The organism is Rhizobium leguminosarum bv. viciae, from assembly GCF_012276115.1.
GTDB lineage: Bacteria > Pseudomonadota > Alphaproteobacteria > Rhizobiales > Rhizobiaceae > Rhizobium > Rhizobium leguminosarum_T.
On the sequence record NZ_WIEU01000014.1, the window covers coordinates 129,516 to 148,705 of the forward strand.

17 protein-coding genes and 1 pseudogene are annotated in these 19,190 nt (G+C 60.4%); 11 read left to right on the plus strand and 7 right to left on the minus strand.

Annotation, left to right across the window (positions count from 1 at the left end):
- Positions 1 to 19: 19 nt before the first annotated feature.
- Positions 20 to 934 carry an HD-GYP domain-containing protein gene (locus tag GFM02_RS23145; protein WP_168322913.1) on the minus strand — a complete coding sequence of 305 codons (915 nt, stop codon included), beginning with the start codon at positions 932 to 934 and terminating at the stop codon, positions 20 to 22.
- Between the two features lie 481 nt (positions 935 to 1,415).
- On the opposite strand from GFM02_RS23145, the gene GFM02_RS23150 reads away from it, so the two are divergent.
- Both GFM02_RS23150 and ade read left to right on the plus strand, forming a co-directional pair.
- Positions 1,416 to 2,519, plus strand: coding sequence for a branched-chain amino acid ABC transporter substrate-binding protein (locus GFM02_RS23150; RefSeq protein WP_020051159.1), 1,104 nt, complete (start codon positions 1,416 to 1,418; stop codon positions 2,517 to 2,519).
- A 119-nt stretch (positions 2,520 to 2,638) separates the two neighbouring features.
- The gene (ade, locus tag GFM02_RS23155) at positions 2,639 to 4,336 is read left to right on the plus strand and encodes an adenine deaminase (protein ID WP_168322914.1); all 1,698 of its coding nucleotides are present in this window, start codon (positions 2,639 to 2,641) and stop codon (positions 4,334 to 4,336) included.
- A 28-nt stretch (positions 4,337 to 4,364) separates the two neighbouring features.
- On the opposite strand, the gene GFM02_RS23160 is transcribed toward ade, so the two are convergent.
- The 3 genes from GFM02_RS23160 to GFM02_RS23170 form a co-directional block, all read right to left on the minus strand.
- Positions 4,365 to 4,655 (minus strand): addiction module antidote protein, encoded by a 291-nt coding sequence (locus GFM02_RS23160; RefSeq protein WP_168270652.1) that lies wholly within the window; start codon positions 4,653 to 4,655, stop codon positions 4,365 to 4,367.
- The gene (locus tag GFM02_RS23165; RefSeq protein ID WP_168270649.1) at positions 4,648 to 4,953 is read right to left on the minus strand and encodes a type II toxin-antitoxin system RelE/ParE family toxin; all 306 of its coding nucleotides are present in this window, start codon (positions 4,951 to 4,953) and stop codon (positions 4,648 to 4,650) included. Before GFM02_RS23165 ends, GFM02_RS23160 begins: the two co-directional genes overlap by 8 nt.
- Positions 4,954 to 5,027: 74 nt before the next feature.
- On the minus strand, positions 5,028 to 6,674 hold the full coding sequence (locus tag GFM02_RS23170; RefSeq protein ID WP_168270647.1) for an alpha-glucosidase family protein: 1,647 nt from the start codon (positions 6,672 to 6,674) through the stop codon (positions 5,028 to 5,030).
- Between the two features lie 287 nt (positions 6,675 to 6,961).
- On the opposite strand from GFM02_RS23170, the gene GFM02_RS23175 reads away from it, so the two are divergent.
- The 7 genes from GFM02_RS23175 (at position 6,962) to GFM02_RS23205 (ending at position 14,062) form a co-directional block, all read left to right on the plus strand.
- On the plus strand, positions 6,962 to 8,542 hold the full coding sequence (locus GFM02_RS23175) for a peptide ABC transporter substrate-binding protein (RefSeq protein ID WP_168270645.1): 1,581 nt from the start codon (positions 6,962 to 6,964) through the stop codon (positions 8,540 to 8,542).
- Positions 8,543 to 8,590: 48 nt separating this feature from the next.
- On the plus strand, positions 8,591 to 9,514 hold the full coding sequence (locus tag GFM02_RS23180) for an ABC transporter permease subunit (RefSeq protein ID WP_020051165.1): 924 nt from the start codon (positions 8,591 to 8,593) through the stop codon (positions 9,512 to 9,514).
- A complete protein-coding gene (locus GFM02_RS23185) occupies positions 9,511 to 10,428 on the plus strand; it encodes an ABC transporter permease (RefSeq protein ID WP_168322915.1) in 918 nt (305 codons plus the stop codon). Before GFM02_RS23180 ends, GFM02_RS23185 begins: the two co-directional genes overlap by 4 nt.
- Before the next feature lie 2 nt (positions 10,429 to 10,430).
- Positions 10,431 to 11,438 (plus strand): ABC transporter ATP-binding protein, encoded by a 1,008-nt coding sequence (locus GFM02_RS23190; protein ID WP_168270641.1) that lies wholly within the window; start codon positions 10,431 to 10,433, stop codon positions 11,436 to 11,438.
- Complete coding sequence (locus GFM02_RS23195; protein ID WP_168270639.1) at positions 11,431 to 12,417, plus strand: ABC transporter ATP-binding protein; 987 nt, start codon at positions 11,431 to 11,433, stop codon at positions 12,415 to 12,417. The genes GFM02_RS23190 and GFM02_RS23195 overlap by 8 nt, the downstream gene beginning before the upstream one ends.
- A gap of 164 nt (positions 12,418 to 12,581) precedes the next feature.
- Positions 12,582 to 12,923, plus strand: a complete 342-nt coding sequence (locus GFM02_RS23200; protein ID WP_168270637.1) for a hypothetical protein — start codon at positions 12,582 to 12,584, stop codon at positions 12,921 to 12,923.
- Positions 12,924 to 13,141: 218 nt separating this feature from the next.
- Positions 13,142 to 14,062, plus strand: coding sequence for a sugar kinase (locus tag GFM02_RS23205; RefSeq protein ID WP_168270635.1), 921 nt, complete (start codon positions 13,142 to 13,144; stop codon positions 14,060 to 14,062).
- 235 nt (positions 14,063 to 14,297) lie between these two features.
- On the opposite strand, the gene gstI is transcribed toward GFM02_RS23205, so the two are convergent.
- The gene (gstI, locus tag GFM02_RS23210; RefSeq protein ID WP_168270633.1) at positions 14,298 to 14,489 is read right to left on the minus strand and encodes a glutamine synthetase translation inhibitor GstI; all 192 of its coding nucleotides are present in this window, start codon (positions 14,487 to 14,489) and stop codon (positions 14,298 to 14,300) included.
- Positions 14,490 to 14,922: 433 nt separating this feature from the next.
- Between gstI and GFM02_RS23215 the strand changes: the two genes are divergently transcribed.
- Both GFM02_RS23215 and GFM02_RS23220 read left to right on the plus strand, forming a co-directional pair.
- Entirely contained in the window at positions 14,923 to 15,963 is a 1,041-nt protein-coding gene (locus tag GFM02_RS23215; RefSeq protein ID WP_018481520.1) for a glutamine synthetase beta-grasp domain-containing protein, read from the plus strand.
- Positions 15,964 to 16,207: 244 nt separating this feature from the next.
- The gene (locus GFM02_RS23220; RefSeq protein ID WP_020051170.1) at positions 16,208 to 17,389 is read left to right on the plus strand and encodes a glycosyltransferase family 4 protein; all 1,182 of its coding nucleotides are present in this window, start codon (positions 16,208 to 16,210) and stop codon (positions 17,387 to 17,389) included.
- Positions 17,390 to 17,395: 6 nt separating this feature from the next.
- On the opposite strand, the pseudogene GFM02_RS23225 reads toward GFM02_RS23220, so the two are convergent.
- Positions 17,396 to 17,706, minus strand: a pseudogene (locus GFM02_RS23225) (alpha/beta hydrolase fold domain-containing protein); the annotation flags it as partial.
- A 57-nt stretch (positions 17,707 to 17,763) separates the two neighbouring features.
- Entirely contained in the window at positions 17,764 to 19,185 is a 1,422-nt protein-coding gene (der, locus tag GFM02_RS23230; protein ID WP_168270630.1) for a ribosome biogenesis GTPase Der, read from the minus strand.
- Positions 19,186 to 19,190: the final 5 nt, after the last annotated feature.

The following is a 19,190-nucleotide window of genomic DNA, read 5'->3' on the forward strand; positions in this document are numbered from 1 at the left end:
GTTGGGAAATCGACGGGCCTCAGGTCACGGCGGCGACGGAAAGGCAGAGGGCGAATTTCTTCAGGAGCCGGCGATCGAATTGCCCCTCATTGCCAAGCATCCATTTCAGGGCTTGGCTCGCGCTCCATGGCGCCTTGTACGGCCGCACGGAGGTCATGGCGTCATAGACGTCGCAAATCGCAGCAAGACGCGCATGGAAGCTGACCTGCGCTTCGGAAAGCCTGCGGGGGTAGCCCTTGCCGTCGATACGCTCATGATGGTTGAGGCAGACGTCGAGAACGATCTCCGGCATGCCTTCCTGGCGTGACAGGATTGCGTGCCCCTTTTCCGGATGATCGCGGATCATCTTGATCTCGTCCTCGTCCAGGCGCCCTTCCTTGTTGAGTATCTTGAGCGGAATTTCGAGCTTGCCGACGTCGTGCAGCAATCCTGCCGTGCCGAGCACCTGCACGGTCGTCTCGTCAAGTCCGAGATGACGGCCGAAAAGGATCATCAGCGCACTCACCGAAAGCGAATGCAGAAACGTCACTTCGTCCTTGGATTTCAGACGCGTAACGCTCAGAAAGACAGTGGGATTGTCATCCATCGACTTGGAGACCGAGGAAATCACCGGCGCCACCTGATCGAAGCTGATGCCATCCCCATGCTGGAGCCGGCCGAAAACGCTTTCCAGGACCTGCACGGATTTCTGGATGGTCTCGCGTGCCGCCTTCGTGTCGACCTCGATATTGCCGCCTGGCAGACCGTCAATGTCTAGGCCTCTGCTGGTGTTGATGATAACACCTTCAATGCCGCTCTTGCGAATTTTCAGCGCGTCGGCTTCACGGCGCAGCAGAAATCTTCGCTTGGACAGAAGAGGGTCCTGCCATGCACCCTCGATCGCCTCCACAAACATTCCGTTGCGCACCTGTCTGGCTTCGATACGCTTGAGCATCCAGATCTCTGTTCCTGAAATATCTCTCTGTTTATTATCGACCGTTCTTTTGCATCGCAGCAATATATGCACGAACAATAATTCTACTCTAATTGGTAGAATCAAGTGTTAATCTCGAAACCGAATTCGACTATTCAGAAAGACGAAGAGTTTCGCGAAATTCGGCCGGCTCATCGGCACCGCGCAGATGCGGGTACAGCACCCTCCGGAGATCTGCAGACGGCGCCACGATCGACGATTTTGGATTATTTCGCGCTGGATCGGCTCGATTTTCGTTTCATTTTGTTATCAACTTGCGAAATCTCAGCAAAATTCTTAGAAATCTTGCCGTTGCACCCATTCGAGCCAAATATGGCCGGAGGGCGCATCGATCGCGCCGATATCGATCGTCCTTGGCACGGCCCGGGGCCGTTGAACGGTCCGGAAAATCCGGCGCGGCACCTCATCGCGGGTCGAATGACCCCATCCAAGGAGACAGACAATGACCCTCAAGACATTGACGGCGACCCTCATCGCGTCGCTCGCCTTTGCGCCGCTTGCCCATGCAGATATCACCATCGGCCTGATCGCGCCGCTGACCGGCCCCGTCGCCGCCTATGGCGACCAGGTGAAGAACGGTGCGCAGACCGCCGTCGACGAGATCAACAAGAAGGGCGGAATTCTCGGCGAGAAGGTCGTCCTCGAACTGGCCGATGATGCCGGCGAACCGAAACAGGGCGTTTCCGCCGCTAACAAGGTCGTCGGCGACGGCATCCGCTTCGTCGTCGGTCCGGTGACATCGGGCGTCGCCATTCCCGTTTCGGACGTGCTTGCTGAAAATGGCGTACTGATGGTCACCCCGACCGCGACGGCCCCCGACCTGACCAAGCGCGGTCTGACCAACGTGCTGCGCACCTGTGGCCGCGACGATCAGCAGGCCGAAGTCGCCGCCAAATATGTGCTGAAGAATTTCAAGGACAAGCGCGTCGCCATCGTCAACGACAAGGGCGCCTACGGCAAGGGCCTCGCCGACGCCTTCAAGGCGACGCTGAACGCCGGCGGCATCACAGAAGTCATCAACGACGCGATCACGCCTGGTGACAAGGATTTCAGTGCGCTCACCACCCGCATCAAGTCCGAGAAGGTCGACGTGGTCTATTTCGGCGGCTACCATCCGGAAGGCGGCCTGCTGGCCCGCCAGCTGCATGACCTCGCCGCCAACGCGACGATCATCGGCGGCGACGGACTCTCCAACACCGAATTCTGGGCAATCAGCACGGATGCGGCAGGAGGCACGATCTTCACCAACGCCTCGGACGCCACCAAGAGCCCGGATTCCAAAGCCGCAGCCGACGCGCTCGCCGCCAAGAACATCCCCGCCGAAGCCTTCACGCTGAACGCCTATGCCGCCGTCGAAGTGCTGAAAGCCGGCATCGAGAAGGCCGGCAGTGCCGAGGATGCGGAAGCCGTCGCGACCGCGCTGAAGGGCGGCGAAGAAATCCCCACCGCCATCGGCAAGGTCACCTACGGCGAAACCGGCGACCTGACCTCGCAGAGCTTCTCGCTCTACAAGTGGGAAGCCGGCAAGATCGTCGCCGCCGAGTAAACCATCGCTGACCGTCACCGACCGGGCGCCCCTGTGGCGCCCGGTTTCGTTTTGCGGCACTCGCTTGTCGCGGTAGATCGGCTATAAGTTTCGGAATCGGTTGTAATGTGAGCAATGCCATGACCAGCAGACTCGAACGTCTCATCGACCAGGGCGTCGGCCGCGTGCCGGCCGATATCGTACTGAAGGGCGGCTGCTTCTTCGATCTCGTCACCGGCGAACTCGTCCAGTCGGACATCGCCATCGGCGCCGATCGCATCGTCGGCACCTCAGGCAATTATCAGGGCGAAACCGAGATCGATATATCGGGCAGGATCGTCGTTCCCGGCTTCATCGACACGCATCTGCACATCGAATCTTCGCTCGTCACACCGCATGAATTCGATCGCTGCGTTCTGCCCTATGGTGTCACCACCGCCATCTGCGATCCGCACGAGATCGCCAATGTGCTCGGAACCGCCGGCATCGAATTCTTTCTCGAATCCGCGCTGGAGACGATCATGGACATCCGCGTCCAGCTCTCCTCCTGTGTTCCGGCGACGCATCTCGAAACCTCCGGTGCCGATCTGCCGATCGAGCGCCTCCTGCCTTTCCGCCACCATCCGAAGGTGATCGGACTTGCCGAATTCATGAATTTCCCCGGCGTCATCCATAAGGATCCCGTCTGCATGGCCAAGCTCGACGCCTTCCAGGGCAGCCATATCGACGGTCACGCGCCGCTGCTCTCCGGCAACGACCTCAACGGCTACCTTTCAGCCGGCATCCGCACCGAGCACGAATGCACGACCGCCGGCGAAGCCTTGGAAAAGATCCGCAAGGGCATGCATATCCTCGTACGCGAGGGTTCGGTCTCCAAGGATCTCGCGGCGCTGATCCCCATCATCACCGAGCGGTTGTCGCCCTTTCTCGCGCTCTGCACCGACGACCGCAATCCGCTCGACATCGCCGAACAGGGCCATCTCGATCACATGATCCGCACGGCGATCGCAAGCGGCGTCGAGCCCCTGGCGATCTATCGCGCCGCCTCGATCTCGGCCGCCCGCGCCTTCGGCCTCAAAGACCGTGGTCTGGTCGCGCCGGGCTGGCGCGCCGATCTGGTGGTGCTCGACAGTCTGGAAAACTGCCGCGCAGACATGGTTTTCTCGGCCGGCCGCCGCGTCACCGATGCGCTCTTTTCCTCGCGCAGACCGGTTGCCCCAATCGGCCTCGACAGCGTCAAGGCCCGGCCCGTCAACGCCGCCCATTTCGGCGTCCCGGTCGCCGAAGGCGAAACGCCTGTCATCGGCGTCATACCGGGCAAGATCATCACCGAACATCGCCGCTATCGCCTGCCCGTCAGGGGCAACGAGACGACGGTCGATCTTGCCAGCGATATCATCAAGGTCGCCGTCATCGAACGCCATGGCAAGAACGGCAACCATGCCAACGGCTTCGTCCAGGGCTTCGGCCTGAAGAAGGGTGCGATCGCCTCGACCGTCGGCCATGACAGCCACAATATCTGCGTGGTCGGTGTCAGCGAGGACGACATGGCACGTGCCGCAAACCGCCTCGGCGAGATCAAGGGCGGCTTCGTCGTCGTCGAAGACTGCAAGGTCACCGGCGAAATCGCCCTGCCCATCGCCGGTCTGATGAGCCTCGAGCCCTATGAGACGGTCCGCGATACGCTCCACCAGCTGCGCAAAGCCGCCTTGGCGCTGGGCGCCACGCTGGAAGAACCCTTCCTCCAGCTCGCCTTCCTGCCACTGCCGGTCATCCCGCACCTGAAAATATCCGACCGCGGTATGGTGGATGTGGACAAGTTCGCGCTCATCGGGTGATGTGATCAATCGCCGGCGGCAGACGCTCTCAGACCGCGTGATGCTTGGTCGTCAGCTCAAGCCCGATTGCCTTCATGACCGCCAGCGTGGTCTCCAGGGTGGGATTTCCGTTTTCGCTCAGTGCCTTATAAAGATGCTCGCGAGCAAGGCCTGTTTCCCTGGAGATCTTACTCATGCCCTTGGCACGCGCGACGACACCAAGAGCGGACGCGATGAATTTCGCGTCTCCCGTCTGCAATGCCTCGATGATAAAGGCTTCGATGGCCTCGTCGGAATCAAGCATCTCAGCCGGATCAAAGTCGAAAATCTGTTCAGCCATTATCGTCGCTCCATTCCGAGGCGATTCTTTTTGCCGTTCGTATATCGGTTTCCTGCGTGCTTTTGTCGCCGCCGCAGAGAAGCACGATGATAGTTTCTCCGCGTTTACAATAATAGACCCGATAGCCAGGCCCATAGTGAATGCGCAGTTCGCTCAGCCCCTCGCCGATCGGTGAGACGTCGCCGGCATGCCCGGTCGCGAGACGCTGAAGACGCAAGGCAATCGTCGCCTTGGCCTTTCCATCCTTCAACTTTTTGTGCCACTTTCGAAAAGTAGCTGTCTGCTTCAAGATGAACATATCAATTGTAAGTTAAAAAATACAGCCCTGTCAAATTCGCCATTTCCACAACCGGAAACCGGTCTCGCGAGGTATCAAACCCGCGCACAAAACCCATCCAGCGCCGCAAGCTTCACGAGCCCCGTGCCAGCCACAACCTCGAAGCCCGGCATCTCAAGCGGCTCCCCGAGCACCATGCCATCAGGCAGGCGGAATTCCGCCGGTTTGCGCGTCAGGTTGAAAACGAAGAGCAGTTTTTCTCCGTTCTTTTCGCGAGTGAAGGCGAGCAGATCCTGATTGGTGCCGATGAAGGTCATGTCGCCGTCGATCAGCGCCGGCTGGCTCTTCCGGAATGCGAGCGTCCTGCGGTAGTGATGCAGCACCGAGCTTTCGCTCGCCTCCTGCGTATCCACCGAAAGCGCGGCCTGCTCGTAAGGCACCGGCAGCCAGCTCTTTTCCGCGGAGGTGAAGCCCGCATGCGCCTTGCCGGCTTCCCAGGGCATCGGCGTGCGGCATCCATCGCGGCCCTTGAAGGCCGGCCAGAAGCGGATGCCGTAGGGATCGCGCAGATCCTCGAAGGCGAGTTCCGCTTCGGGCAGGCCGAGTTCCTCGCCCTGATAGAGGCAGATCGAACCGCGCAGCGCTGCAAGCACCGAGATCGCCAGCTTGGCGATGACAGGGCGCTCTTCCTCCGTCAGCGCAAACCGGCTGACATGGCGCATGACATCGTGGTTGGAAAAAGCCCAGCACACCCAGCCGTCCGTGACCGCCTTCTGGAAGGCTTCGACGCAGCCGCGGATATGCTCGGCGGTGAAATCCGGCCCGAGCAGATCGAATGTGTAGCACATGTGCAGCTTGTCGCCGCCGCTCGTATAGGCGCCAACCGTCTTCAGCGAACGCGCTCCATCGCCGACCTCGCCAACAGTCGTGCGATCCTCGTACTGATCGAGCAGCATCCGGAAGCGTTTGAGGAAATCGACATTTTCCGGCTGCGTCTTGTCATAAAGATGGTTCTGCATGCCGTAGGGATTGGTATCGGGCGCATCGAGGCCTGCGTCATCCTCGTCGGGCTCGTGCGGCGGATTGCTTCTGAGCAGCTTGTCGCAGAAATAATAGTTGACCGTGTCCAGGCGGAAGCCGTCGACGCCGCGGTCGAGCCAGAACTTCACCGTATCGAGGACCGCATCCTGCACGGCCTTGCTGTGGAACTTGAGGTCCGGCTGCGAGGTCAGGAAATTGTGCTGGTAATATTGCCGGCGCACGCCATCCCATTCCCAACCCGGCCCGCCGAAGATCGACAGCCAGTTGTTCGGCGCCGTGCCGTCAGGCTTCGGGTCGGCCCAGACATACCAGTCCGCCTTAGGATTGGTCCGGCTCGACCGGCTCTCGATGAACCAGGGATGCCGGTCGGAGGTATGCGAGATCACCTGGTCGATGACGACCTTGATGCCGAGCCTGTGAGCTTCGGCCATCATCTCGTCGAAATCGGCGAGCGTGCCGAAGATCGGATCGACGTCGCAATAATCGGAAACGTCGTAGCCCATGTCGGCCATCGGCGACTTGAAGAAGGGCGAGAGCCAGATCGCGTCGACGCCGAGGCTGGCAATATGCGGCAGCCGGCGGGTGATTCCCCTGAGATCGCCGAGACCGTCGCTGTTAGTGTCCTGAAACGAGCGCGGATAGACCTGATAAATCACCGCGCCGCGCCACCAGTCCGCACTCCCGCCTGCCTGCAATGCCATCGGCTACATCTCCTGCCTCGTTTGCGCTCGCCACACTAAAGCGGACGAAACAAAAGACAACCATGTGAAGCGGTTATGAAGGCGTTGCGAAACGCCGCGATGCGTCGTCGCGATCCGACAAGGGGGAGACGTATATAGGCTTGTCCACAACCCGTTTCCATCCTCCGGATTTGGGGTTGCAACGCAAAGCCTTTGCGATAATGTGCGCGCTGACCTGCACGTAAGAGGTCAAACACCGGGAACAAATGATCTAATAAAGGCGAAAAGCCTAGAAAGGTGGACCCACCATGAACCATTTCACGAAAAAATTTCTCGCCTCTGCAATGCTTGGCACATTGCTGGCGTTTTCGGCCCATGCGGCCACGCTCAACATTCACAATGGTGGCGACCCGCAGTCGCTCGATCCGCAGAAACTTTCCGGCGACTGGGAGAACCGTATCGCCGGCGACATTTTCGAAGGCCTCGTCACCGAAGACGCCAAGGATAATCCGATCCCCGGCCAGGCTGAAAGCTGGACGATTTCGCCTGATGGCAAGGTCTACACCTTCAAGCTTCGCGACGGCATCAAGTGGTCCGATGGCCAGCCGGTAACGGCAGGAGATTTCGTCTTCGCCTTCCAGCGCCTCGTCGACCCGAAGAATGCCGCCGATTATGCCTATCTGCAGTTCACCATCAAGAACGCCGAAAAGATCAACAAGGGTGAGATCACCGATCTCAACCAGCTCGGCGTCAAGGCGATCGACGACAAGACGCTGGAGATTACACTTGAAAACTCCACTCCCTATTTCATCAATGCCCTGATGCATTACACCGCCTATCCGCTGCCGAAGCATGTCGTCGAGGCGAAGGGTCAGGATTGGGTCAAGATCGGCAACATCGTCACCAACGGCCCCTACAAGCCGGTCGAATGGGTTCCGGGCTCGCATGTCACCACCGTCAAGAACGACCAGTGGTACGACACCAAGGACCTGAAGATCGATGGCGCGAAATTCTTCGTGCTCGAAGACCAGGAAGCCGCGCTGAAACGCTACCGCGCCGGCGAATTCGATATCCTCACCGACTTCCCGACCGACCAATACGAGTGGATGAAGAAGAACCTGCCGGGCCAGGCGCATGTCGCCCCCTTCTCCGGCCTCTACTATTACGTCGTCAACTCGCAGAGGCCGCCCTTCAGCGACAAGCGTGTCCGCCAGGCTCTCTCCATGGCGATCAACCGCGAAGTCATCGGCCCGCAGATCCTCGGCACCGGCGAACTGCCGGCCTATTCCTGGGTGCCGCCGGGCACGGCGAACTACGGCGAGCCGGCCTATGTCAGCTGGAAGGATCTGCCCTATAGCGAGAAGGTCGCAGAAGCCAAGAAGCTTCTGACCGAAGCCGGCTTCGGCCCGGATAAGCCGCTGCACGCCGTGCTCAGCTACAACACCAACGACAACCACAAGCGCATCGCCGTCGCCATCGCTTCCATGTGGAAGCCGCTCGGCGTCGATGTCGAGCTCGTTAACGCCGAAACCAAGGTGCATTACGACCAGATGCAGCGCGGCCAGGTCGAAATCGGCCGCGCCGGCTGGCTTGCCGACTATAACGACCCGGACAACTTCCTGAACCTCTTGGTGACAGGCGTGCAGATGAACTACGGTCGCTGGTCCAATCCCGAATACGACAAGATGATCAAGGAAGGCAACGCCGAGACCGATCTCGCCAAACGTGCCGCGATCTTCAAGAAAGCCGAACAGCTGGCGCTGGATGAATCCGCCGCCCTGCCGATCTACTACTACGTCTCGAAGAATGTCGTTTCGCCGAAGATCGACGGCTTCGTCGACAATATCCAGGACATCCACCGCACCCGCTGGCTGTCGATGAAAGAGTAAGGGAAAACGGTCCTTCCCGCGCATTGCGGGAAGGACCGGCCCACGATCATGATCAAATACGCCCTCCGTCGCCTGCTATCGACGATCCCCGTTTTGTGGATCGCCGTCACAGCCTGCTTTTTTGTTTTGCGCCTTGCCCCCGGCGGCCCTTTCGATGGCGAAAGGCCATTGCCGCCGGTGATCTTGAAGAACCTTGCCATCCACTACAATCTCGACAAGCCGCTCATCCAGCAGTACCTGATCTACGTCGGCGACCTGCTCCGGGGCGATCTCGGCCCCTCCTTCGCCAGTGAGGATTTCACCGTCGCCCAGCAGATCATGATCGGTCTGCCCTACACCTTCACCATCGGTACGGCTGCCTTCCTGATTGCCATCATTGTCGGCGTGGCCGTCGGCTGTCTTGGGGCGCTCTATCAGAACAAGGCGCCGGATTATATTCTGGGCGCGCTCATCCTGATTGGCGTCGTGCTGCCGAACTTCCTGATTGCACCCATCCTGCAGCTCGTCTTCGGTATCCATCTCGCATGGTTCCCGGTTGGCGGCTGGGGTGATGGCTCGATCAAATACCTCATCCTGCCGATCGTCGTTCTGGCCCTGCCGCATGCCGGCCGTATCTCGCGCATCACGCGCGGCTCAATGATCGAGGTAATGAACCAGAACTTCATCCGCACCGCCAAGGCCAAAGGCATCGGCCCCCGCCTGACGGTCATGCGCCATGCGCTGAAGCCCGCCATGATGCCTGTCGTCTCCTATCTGGGACCTGCCGCAAGCTACCTTCTCACCGGCTCGCTGGTTGTCGAAAGCATCTTCGGATTGCCCGGCATCGGCCGCTATTTCGTCAACGCAGCGCTGAACCGCGATTACGGCATGGTTCTCGGCACGGTCATTTTCTACATGGTGCTCATCGTGTTCCTGAATCTTCTCGTCGATATCGCCTATGCGTGGCTCGATCCGAAAGTGAGAAACCGATGATCCTCAACCCCGCAAAACGCGAGCTGCTTGCCCAGGAGCTTCTGGAGGCGGAGGGCCTTGCGCCCGAAAGCCGCTCGCTCACCAAGGATGCGTTGCGCCGCCTCGGGCGCAACAAGGCAGCCGTCCTGTCGATCGTCGTTCTGACGGTTCTGATCCTCGCCGCCTTCCTCGGCCCCTGGTTCATTCCCTTCAACTACGAGGATCCGGATTGGGCGGCCTTCCGCATACCGCCCTCGATCGAAACCGGCCACTATTTCGGCACCGACCCGAACGGCCGCGACCTTCTCGCCCGCGTCCTTTACGGCACCCGCGTCTCGCTCGCCGTGGCGCTGACGGCGACCATCGTCTCCGTCTTCATCGGCGTGCTCTACGGCGCGGTCTCGGGCTACATCGGCGGCAGGCTGGATGCGATCATGATGCGCTTCGTCGATATCATGTATGCGCTTCCCTATATCCTCTTCGTCATCCTGCTGATGGTGATCTTCGGCCGTAACGTCTATCTGCTGTTTGCCGCCATCGGCGCGCTGGAATGGCTGACCATGGCCCGCATCGTGCGTGGCCAGACGCTGTCGATCAAGCATCGCGAATTCATCGAAGCGGCCCGCGCATCCGGGCAGCGGCCGTTCAAGATCATCATCAAACACATCATCCCGAACCTCGTCGGACCCGTGGTGATCTTCGCAGCGTTGACGGTGCCTGAAATCATCGCCACCGAAAGCTTCCTTTCTTATCTCGGCTTCGGCGTGCAGGAACCGCTGACCTCGCTCGGTACGTTGATCGCCGAGGGAACCGATGCCATGGAAAGCATGCCGTGGCTGCTGGTCTTCCCGGCAAGCTTCCTCGTGGCCCTGTTGCTCAGCCTGCTCTTCATCGGTGACGGCCTGCGCGACGCGTTCGACCCGAAGGATCGCTAAGAATGTCCCAGCAGACACAAAAAGACACGCTTCTCGAACTCAAAGACTACTCGATCACCTTCAAGACGCCGGATGGAGAGGTGAAGGCGGTCTCGAACATGAACCTGACGGTCAAGCCCGGAGAGCGCATCGCTATCGTCGGCGAGTCCGGTTCCGGCAAGAGCCAGACCTTTCTCGGCATCATGGGGCTGCTCGCCAAGAACGGCAAAACGACGGGACAGGCGCTGCTCGAGGGCAAGGACGTGCTGGCGCTGAAACCGCGCGAACTCGACCAGATCCGCGGCAAGGACATGGCCATGGTCTTCCAGGATCCGATGACAGCCCTCAATCCATCGCTGAAGATTTCCCGGCAGTTGACGGAACAGCTCGAGGTGCACGGCGGGCTGACGGCACGCGCCGCATCCGCCGCAGCGCTCGACATGCTGAAACGCGTCGGCATCCCCGATCCGACACGGCGCTTTCATCTCTATCCGCATGAGCTCTCCGGCGGCATGCGTCAGCGCATCGTCATCGCCATGGCGCTACTCACCCGGCCGAAGCTGTTGATCGCCGACGAACCGACGACGGCGCTCGACGTCACCATCCAGGCGCAGATCCTCGATCTTTTCAACGATCTGACGGCGGAGATGAACACGGCGCTGATCATGATCACACACGATCTCGGCGTCGTTGCCGGCCTCGCCGACCGCGTCGCCGTCATGTATGCCGGCCGCATCGTCGAGGAGGCGCCCGTCGATGAGCTCTTCGACAATCCGGCTCATCCCTATACCGCGGCGCTGCATGCCTCGATCCCGCGGCCGGACCAGGATGTCGACGACCTTGTCGTCATTCCCGGGCGTCCGCCGAACCTGCAGCACCTGCCGAAAGGCTGCAATTTTTCGCCGCGCTGTTCGCAGGTCCAGGACGATTGCATCGACCGCCCGCCGCCGCTTGAAACGCTGGCGCCGCGACATTGCGCCGCCTGTTACCACCCCTTCCCGCGTCGTGAGGAGTTGCTGAACCATGGCTGACCGATCGCTTCTGAGGGTCGAGAACCTGACGACCCAATTCGAACTGCCAGCAAAGGGCCTCTTCAAGCCGCCGATCTTCCTCACCGCCGTCAACAATGTCAGCTTCGACCTCAGCGAAGGCCGCACGCTTGGCATCGTCGGCGAATCCGGCTGCGGCAAGTCGACGCTCGGCCGTTCCATCCTGCGGCTGTTGAAATCGCAGAAGGGCCGTATCCTCTGGCAGGGCCGCAACCTGCTCGACCTGTCAGACGAGGAAATGCGCGCCGCCCGCCGCGACATGCAGATCATCTTCCAGGATCCGATCGCCTCGCTCGACCCGCGCATGACGGTCGGCGACATCATTGCCGAGCCGCTCACCGTCTTCGAGCCGAAGCTTACCAGGGCCGAACGCACGGAGCGCGTTCGCGAGATCATGACCGCCGTCGGCTTGGTGCCCGAGATGATCAACCGCTATCCGCACGAATTCTCCGGCGGCCAGGCGCAACGCATCGGCATCGCCCGCGCGGTCGTCACCAAGCCGAAGCTCATCATCTGCGACGAGCCGGTTTCGGCCCTCGACGTCTCGATCCAGGGCCAGGTCATCACGCTTCTGCGCAAGCTGCGCAAGGAATTCGGCCTGACGTTGATCTTCATCAGCCACGATCTCTCCGTCGTGCGTCTGATCTCAGACGATGTGCTGGTGCTCTATCTCGGCAGGGTGGTGGAAGCAGGTGACTGCGCCACTGTCTTCGATCATCCGGCACACCCTTATACGCAGGCGCTTTTTTCCGCCGCCCCGATCCCGGATCCAAAGCTTGCGCGCCTGCGCACCCGCATCCGCCTGCAGGGTGACCCACCCTCGCCGCTCAACCCGCCGAAAGGCTGCGTCTTCTCGCCGCGCTGCTGGAAGGCGACCGACATCTGTCGCACCGAAATGCCGCCGACCGAGCACGTTCGCCCCGGCCAGTCGGCCGCCTGTTATCATATGGACAGGCCATAAACGGAACGAAGGCCGCGCAAGCGGCCTTCGCCTTAAATGCCCCATGCCCCATTCATTCTCGGATGGAAGCAGACTATTTTTGGTTCCAAAGTCCCCAATAAGAAAGATTTTATGAGCGCGTGCTATCCCATTTCGGCCTAATCGTAAGCCAGGGGAACGCATATATGAAATCGAAAATATCAGGTGTAATCGCACTAACCGCGGCCATGATTGCCGTCTCCGCGGTTTCATCGCATGCCGAAGATCTGACCTTCAAGCTCATCAACGGAACAAACTCCGTCCTGACGCACTTCTATAGTTCGCCGACCGGCGTCGACGACTGGGAAGAAGACGTCTTCGGCGACAACGTTCTCGATCCGGGCGAAACCATGAATATCACCATCGCCGACGGCCGCACCGTCTGCAAATACGACATGCGCTTCGAATTCGAGGAAGATTCCAACCTCGCAACCACTGAAGATGCGCAGGACCTTTGCGCGATGGGCAGCTACACCATCCACGAATAAGAATTGGGAAGCCGCCCTCGCATCGTCCGTGAAGGCGGGCTTTCATCTCTCTCGTGATATCGACGCTTGTCACTCAGCCTAGCTCCGCGTATCAGCGAATGAAGACCGGCGCATAATCCTTTCCGGAAATCGGGATCGATTTTCGGAAAGGATTATGCGCCAATTCAAAGTGATAGCGCGTCTCGTTGGACGCGGCCCTCAAATGCCGGGAGGACAAGGTGAGCAGACGGTTTCTATCGATCGGCGAATGCATGGTGGAACTCTCGCAGGCAGGCGACGGCCTGCTGCGCAAGGGCTTTGCCGGCGATACCTTCAACACCGCCTGGTATGCACGCGCCTGCCTTGCCGCCGACTGGTCGGTCGACTACTACACCGCCCTGGGCGACGACGCCATGTCGGACGAAATGGTCGGCTTCATCGACAAGGCGGGCATCGGCACCAGCCTCATCCGCCGCATCAGGGGCAGGACGCCCGGCCTCTATATGATCAACCTGAAAAATGGCGAACGCTCCTTCAGCTACTGGCGCGACAGTTCGGCGGCCCGCAGCCTGGCCGCCGATCCGGACCGCCTGCGCGAGGCGGTGGAAAGCGCTGAGGTCGTCTATTTCTCCGGCATCACCCTTGCCATCCTGCCGCATGAGGATGCTGAGACTTTGCTTGCCGAGGTCCGTCGCGCCAAGGCCGCCGGCAAGCTCGTCGTCTTCGATCCGAACATCCGCCCGCGGCTCTGGTCGAGCTACGACGTGATGCACACGACGATCAGCGAAGGCGCCCGCTCCTCCGTGCTCGTCATGCCGAGCTTCGACGACGAGGCAGCCCATTTCGGCGATGATTCCATCGAGGCGACGATCCACCGCTATCGCGCACTGGGCGCCGTCCATATCGTCGTCAAGAACGGCGCTGACGGTGTCACGCTGAATTTTGCCGGCGAGCAAACCTTCGTTCCGGCCGAAAAGGTGAAGAAGGTGGTCGACACGACCAGCGCCGGCGACAGCTTCAACGGCGCTTTTCTCGCACGATATCTTGAAGCCGGCGATGCACCTGCCGCCGCCCGCTTCGCAGCAAAGGTCGCTGCCCGCGTCGTCAGCGAACATGGTGCATTGGTCATAAAGGAAAAGCTTGGATTGGATGGCGGCTAAAGCGGCGCGATCTTACAGATTCGCTTAGCGAGACATGCTTTTAGGCCGCACATGCTGACGCAGGTTGAACGCCATGTGCGAGCGCTCTCCGCCTTGTCGGCATCGTTCGCCCCGTTGCTAGAGCATGATGCCGAAAAGTGTGCGCGGTTTTCGGACGACATCATGCTCTATTTCTTTGATCTAGATCAGGGATTTCAGGCCGATCGGGCCTAAAAACATCCTGATCCAGGGGAAATCAGGACTTTGTCGGCCGATCGGCGTCGCGAACCGCCTCGTCATGGTACCAGCAGCTGTCGAGCGCAGCATCGCAGACGTCTGCGGCCTCGCGCTCCATCAGCCTGGCGCGTTCGAACCGGTTGGCGTTTCGTGTCGCCTTAACGGGAAACTGGTAGATCGTTGCGGATTCACGATGGAAACCGGTGGGCATGAGATCGCCTCCATTCAGTTCGGCGCATCAACATTTCAGGACCATCTACATAGCACAATGCACATAGTTTATGCAAATTGCATAAAATAAGGGCAATGTTGCAATTGTAATCGGTCGGCATGCTGCCTCGACCAAAAGCTTCCGATAATTTGTTTAACACTTCATCATTTCAGACTAACGCCGTAATTTTCATCCGGTTCCAGACGGGAGAAGTGCGTTTTCATGGGCGATACTGTCTATGAACGTTAAAAACAGCCCGATTTTCCGAAAGTTAAAAAACCCGCCGGCACGCCGATTCGCGATTTTTCTTTCGCGTAGCGCCAAAACTGGCACGCTACATGCTTTTAGAGTGTCATCCCCTGGCGGTCGGATGCGCTTGCGCGCCGAGATCACCTCCGGATTTGCTCACCTTCGTAGCATTGAGAGAGTCACGATGACAAAATATAAGCTCGAGTACATTTGGCTCGATGGGTACACACCGGTACCGAACCTGCGTGGCAAGACGCAGATCAAGGAATTCGACGAATTTCCGACGCTGGAACAGCTTCCACTCTGGGGCTTTGATGGCTCCTCGACGCAGCAGGCCGAAGGCCGCAGCTCGGATTGTGTGCTGAAGCCCGTCGCCATTTATCCGGACCCGGCCCGCACCAACGGCGCGCTCGTCATGTGCGAAGTCATGATGCCGGATGGCGTCACGCCGCACGCATCGAATGCTCGCGCGACCATCCTCGACGACGAAGACGCATGGTTCGGCTTCGAGCAGGAATATTTCTTCTACCAGAACGGCCGTCCGCTTGGTTTCCCTGAGCAGGGCTACCCCGCTCCGCAGGGCCCTTATTACACCGGCGTCGGCTATTCGAACGTCGGCGACGTTGCCCGCGAAATCGTCGAAGAGCACCTCGATCTCTGCCTCGCTGCCGGCATCAATCACGAAGGCATCAATGCCGAAGTGGCCAAGGGCCAGTGGGAATTCCAGATTTTCGGCAAGGGCTCCAAGAAAGCTGCCGACCAGATCTGGATGGCGCGCTACCTGCTGCAGCGCCTGACGGAAAAATACGGCATCGACATCGAGTATCATTGCAAGCCGCTCGGCGACACCGACTGGAACGGCTCGGGCATGCATTGCAACTTCTCGACCAAGTACCTGCGCGAAGTCGGCGGCAAGGAATATTTCGAAGCGCTGATGGCGCAGTTCGACAAGAACCTGATGGACCACATCGCGGTCTACGGTCCCGATAACGACAAGCGCCTGACCGGCAAGCACGAGACTGCTCCGTGGAACAAGTTCTCCTATGGCGTTGCCGACCGTGGTGCTTCGATCCGCGTGCCGCACTCCTTCATCAAGAACGACTATAAGGGTTATCTGGAAGATCGCCGCCCGAACTCGCAAGGCGACCCCTACCAGATCGCTTCGCAGGTTCTGAAGACGATCTCGGAAGTTCCGACTGCAAGCTCGGCTTCTGCTGCCGCCTGACCTCCCAAGCGGCGCCGGTCCACGACCGGCGCCGCGACCTTCTTGTTTCAAATGAAGAACCGCCGCCAGCCACTGACATAATCGGGCGATCAGGCCGGCGAAAGCCCTGCAATCTCCGCAATATGGGCTGTAATATTTCCATCATAGTCATGCCTCAAAATAGGCAAGCGGGAATCGCCGTTCCGGAACCCCGCTGAGGGGTTGAGCGTTGGCATATCACTGCGACGCGGATGGAAATCGTGACATGCTGCAACGTCCGGCAAACACTTATAGCGGCGAGAGTTGGGCCAATGCCGCAGCCGCGGGAAACCTGCCCGAGAGGCTGGTGATCGTCACCGATGCCTGGCACCCGCAGGTGAACGGCGTCGTGCGCTCGATCGAGAACACCAATCGCGAACTGGCGAGGATGGGCGTCGAGGTTTCCATGGTGACGCCGGAGCGCTTCAACAGCATCCCCTGCCCGACCTATCCTGAGATCCGCCTGTCGATCGCCAACTACCGCCGCATCGCCCGCGAGATCGAAAAGCACAATCCCTCCTACGTGCATATCGCCACCGAAGGCCCACTGGGGCTGACGGCGCGCCGCTGGTGCCTGAAGAACCGCATGCCGTTTTCGACGAGCTACCACACCCGCTTCCCGGAATATGTCTCCGCGCGCTTGCCGATACCGAAGAGCTGGCTCTATTCCTTCGTCCGCTGGTTCCACAATGGCGGCGCCGGCTGCATGGTGGCGACGCCAAGCCTTGCCCGCGAACTGTCGGAAAAGGGCATCCGCAACCTCATGCCTTGGAGCCGCGGCATCGACGCCACGCAGTTCCGTCCGATGGCGCTCGAGGAAAACCCGTTCGGCTTGGCGCGCCCGATCTTCATGACCGTTGGCCGCGTGGCGCTGGAAAAGAACCTGCCGGCCTTCCTCGATCTCGATCTGCCGGGTTCCAAGGTCGTCGTCGGCGACGGTCCTGCCCGCGCCGAGCTTGAAAAGCAATACCCCGACGTCTTCTTCGCCGGCGTGCAGTTCGGCGAGGATCTGGCGAAAACCTACGCCCAGGCCGATGTCTTCGTCTTTCCCTCGCTCACCGACACCTTCGGCAACACCATCCTCGAAGCATTGGCATCGGGCGTGCCGGTCGCAGCCTATCCGGTCACCGGCCCGCTCGACATCATCGGTGAGGTTAGCGAAGTCGGGGCGCTCGACCAGAACCTGCAGGCCGCCTGCCTTGCCGCCCTTTCCGCCTCGCGCGGCAAGGCGCGTGAGCTTGCCATGCGATATTCCTGGGAAGCGGCGACGCTGCAGTTCATCAACAATATCCGCGCTGCCAACGGCGTGATCACGCCGAAATGGAAGAAGGCTTGGCAATTTGCCAAATCGCTTCCAAGAAGCAGAAAGCCCGGTGAAACCACCGGGCCTCTCTCGTCCGCAGACTGATTGGTTTTACTTGTGAAGCGCGCTGCGAAGCGTGTCGTTCGCGACCGCAATCGCGCTGCGCGCGGCAGGCGTTTCGGCAATGGCGTTCAGCAGCAAGAAATCGTGGATCGTGCCGTTATAGCGCATCGACGTGACGCGACACCGGCTTGGCTGAGCTTGCGGGCATAGGCCTCGCCTTCGTTGCGCAGCACGTCGTTCTCGTCGACGATGACCAGCGCCGGCGGCAACCCGTTCAACTGCTCCAGCGACGCCTGCAGCGTTGAGGCCGTCGGCTCCTTGCGCTTGGCCTCGTCGGGCAGATAGGCGTTCCAGAACCACCCTTGTGGGGGAGATGCCCGGCAGAGGGGGTGCTCCCACTACGAGACCCCTGCACCCTACGTTCGTCGCTTCTTGCCTTCGAACGGATTGTCAGGCGAGCGGAAATGGATGCGGATCGGCACGCTCGGCATGTCGAAATCCGCGCGCAAGCCGTTGATCAGATAGCGCGTATAGGATTCCGGCAGCGCATCCGACCGGGTGCAGGAGATCATGAAAGCCGGCGGGCGGGCCTTGACCTGCGTCATATATTTCAGCTTGATGCGGCGGCCGGAAACGGCCGGTGGCGGATGCTGGATCTGCTGCGTCTCCAGCCAGCGGTTGAGCCTCGCCGTCGAAATGCGCTTGTTCCAGACCTTGTCCGTGTCGATGATCGACTGCATCAGCTTGTCGAGCCCCCAGCCGGTCTGGCCGGAGATCGGCACGGCGCGGATGCCGCGCGCCTGCGGCAGCAGCCGGTCGGTCTTTTCGCGCAGATCCGCAAGCACCGCCTGCCGGTCCTCGATCATGTCCCACTTGTTGAAGGCGAGCACGGCGGCACGCCCCTCGCGCAACACCAGGTCGACGATCTGCAGGTCCTGCTTCTCGAAGGGGATCGTCGCATCGAAGACGATGACGACGGTTTCGGCGAAGCGGATGGCGCGCAATGCGTCGGCGACCGAAAGCTTCTCCAGCTTCTCGATCACCCGTGCCTTGCGGCGCATGCCGGCCGTGTCGAACATCTTGATGGTGCGGCCGCGCCAGTCCCATTCGACCGAGATGGAATCGCGGGTGATGCCCGCTTCCGGTCCCGTCAGAAGCCGGTCCTCGCCGAGGAAGCGGTTGATCAGCGTCGACTTGCCGGCATTCGGCCGCCCGACGATCGCCACGCGCAACGGCTTCGTATCGTCATAGGTCGGCTCTTCGTCCTCGTCGCCCTCGTCTGATGATTGCGGAATGTCGACGTCGGTAACCGCCACATCCTCTTTCTCGGGATAGGCACGGTCCTCGCCGATCGCCGCGACGATCGCATCGCGCAGGTCGAGCATGCCCTGCCCGTGTTCTGCCGAAATCGGCGTCGGCTCGCCGAGGCCGAGCGTATAAGCGTCATAGAAGCCGCTGTCGGAGCCGCGCGCTTCGGATTTGTTGGCGACAAGCACCACCGGCTTGCCGCGCCGGCGCAGCATTTCGGCAAGGTCGGTATCGACGGGCGTCAATCCGCTCTTGGCGTCGACGACGAAAAGCGAAAGATCCGCCTCGTCGATCGCCGCTTCGGTCTGCGCCCGCATCCGGCCCTGCAGGCTTTCCGCGTCGGCCTCTTCCAGACCAGCCGTGTCGATGATCGTGAAGGTCAGGCCCATCAGCCGCGCATCGCCCGGCCGGCGGTCGCGGGTAACACCCGGCGTGTCATCGACAAGCGCCAGCTTCTTGCCTACCAGCCGGTTGAAAAGTGTCGACTTGCCAACATTCGGACGACCGACGATCGCGACCGTGAAACTCATATCTT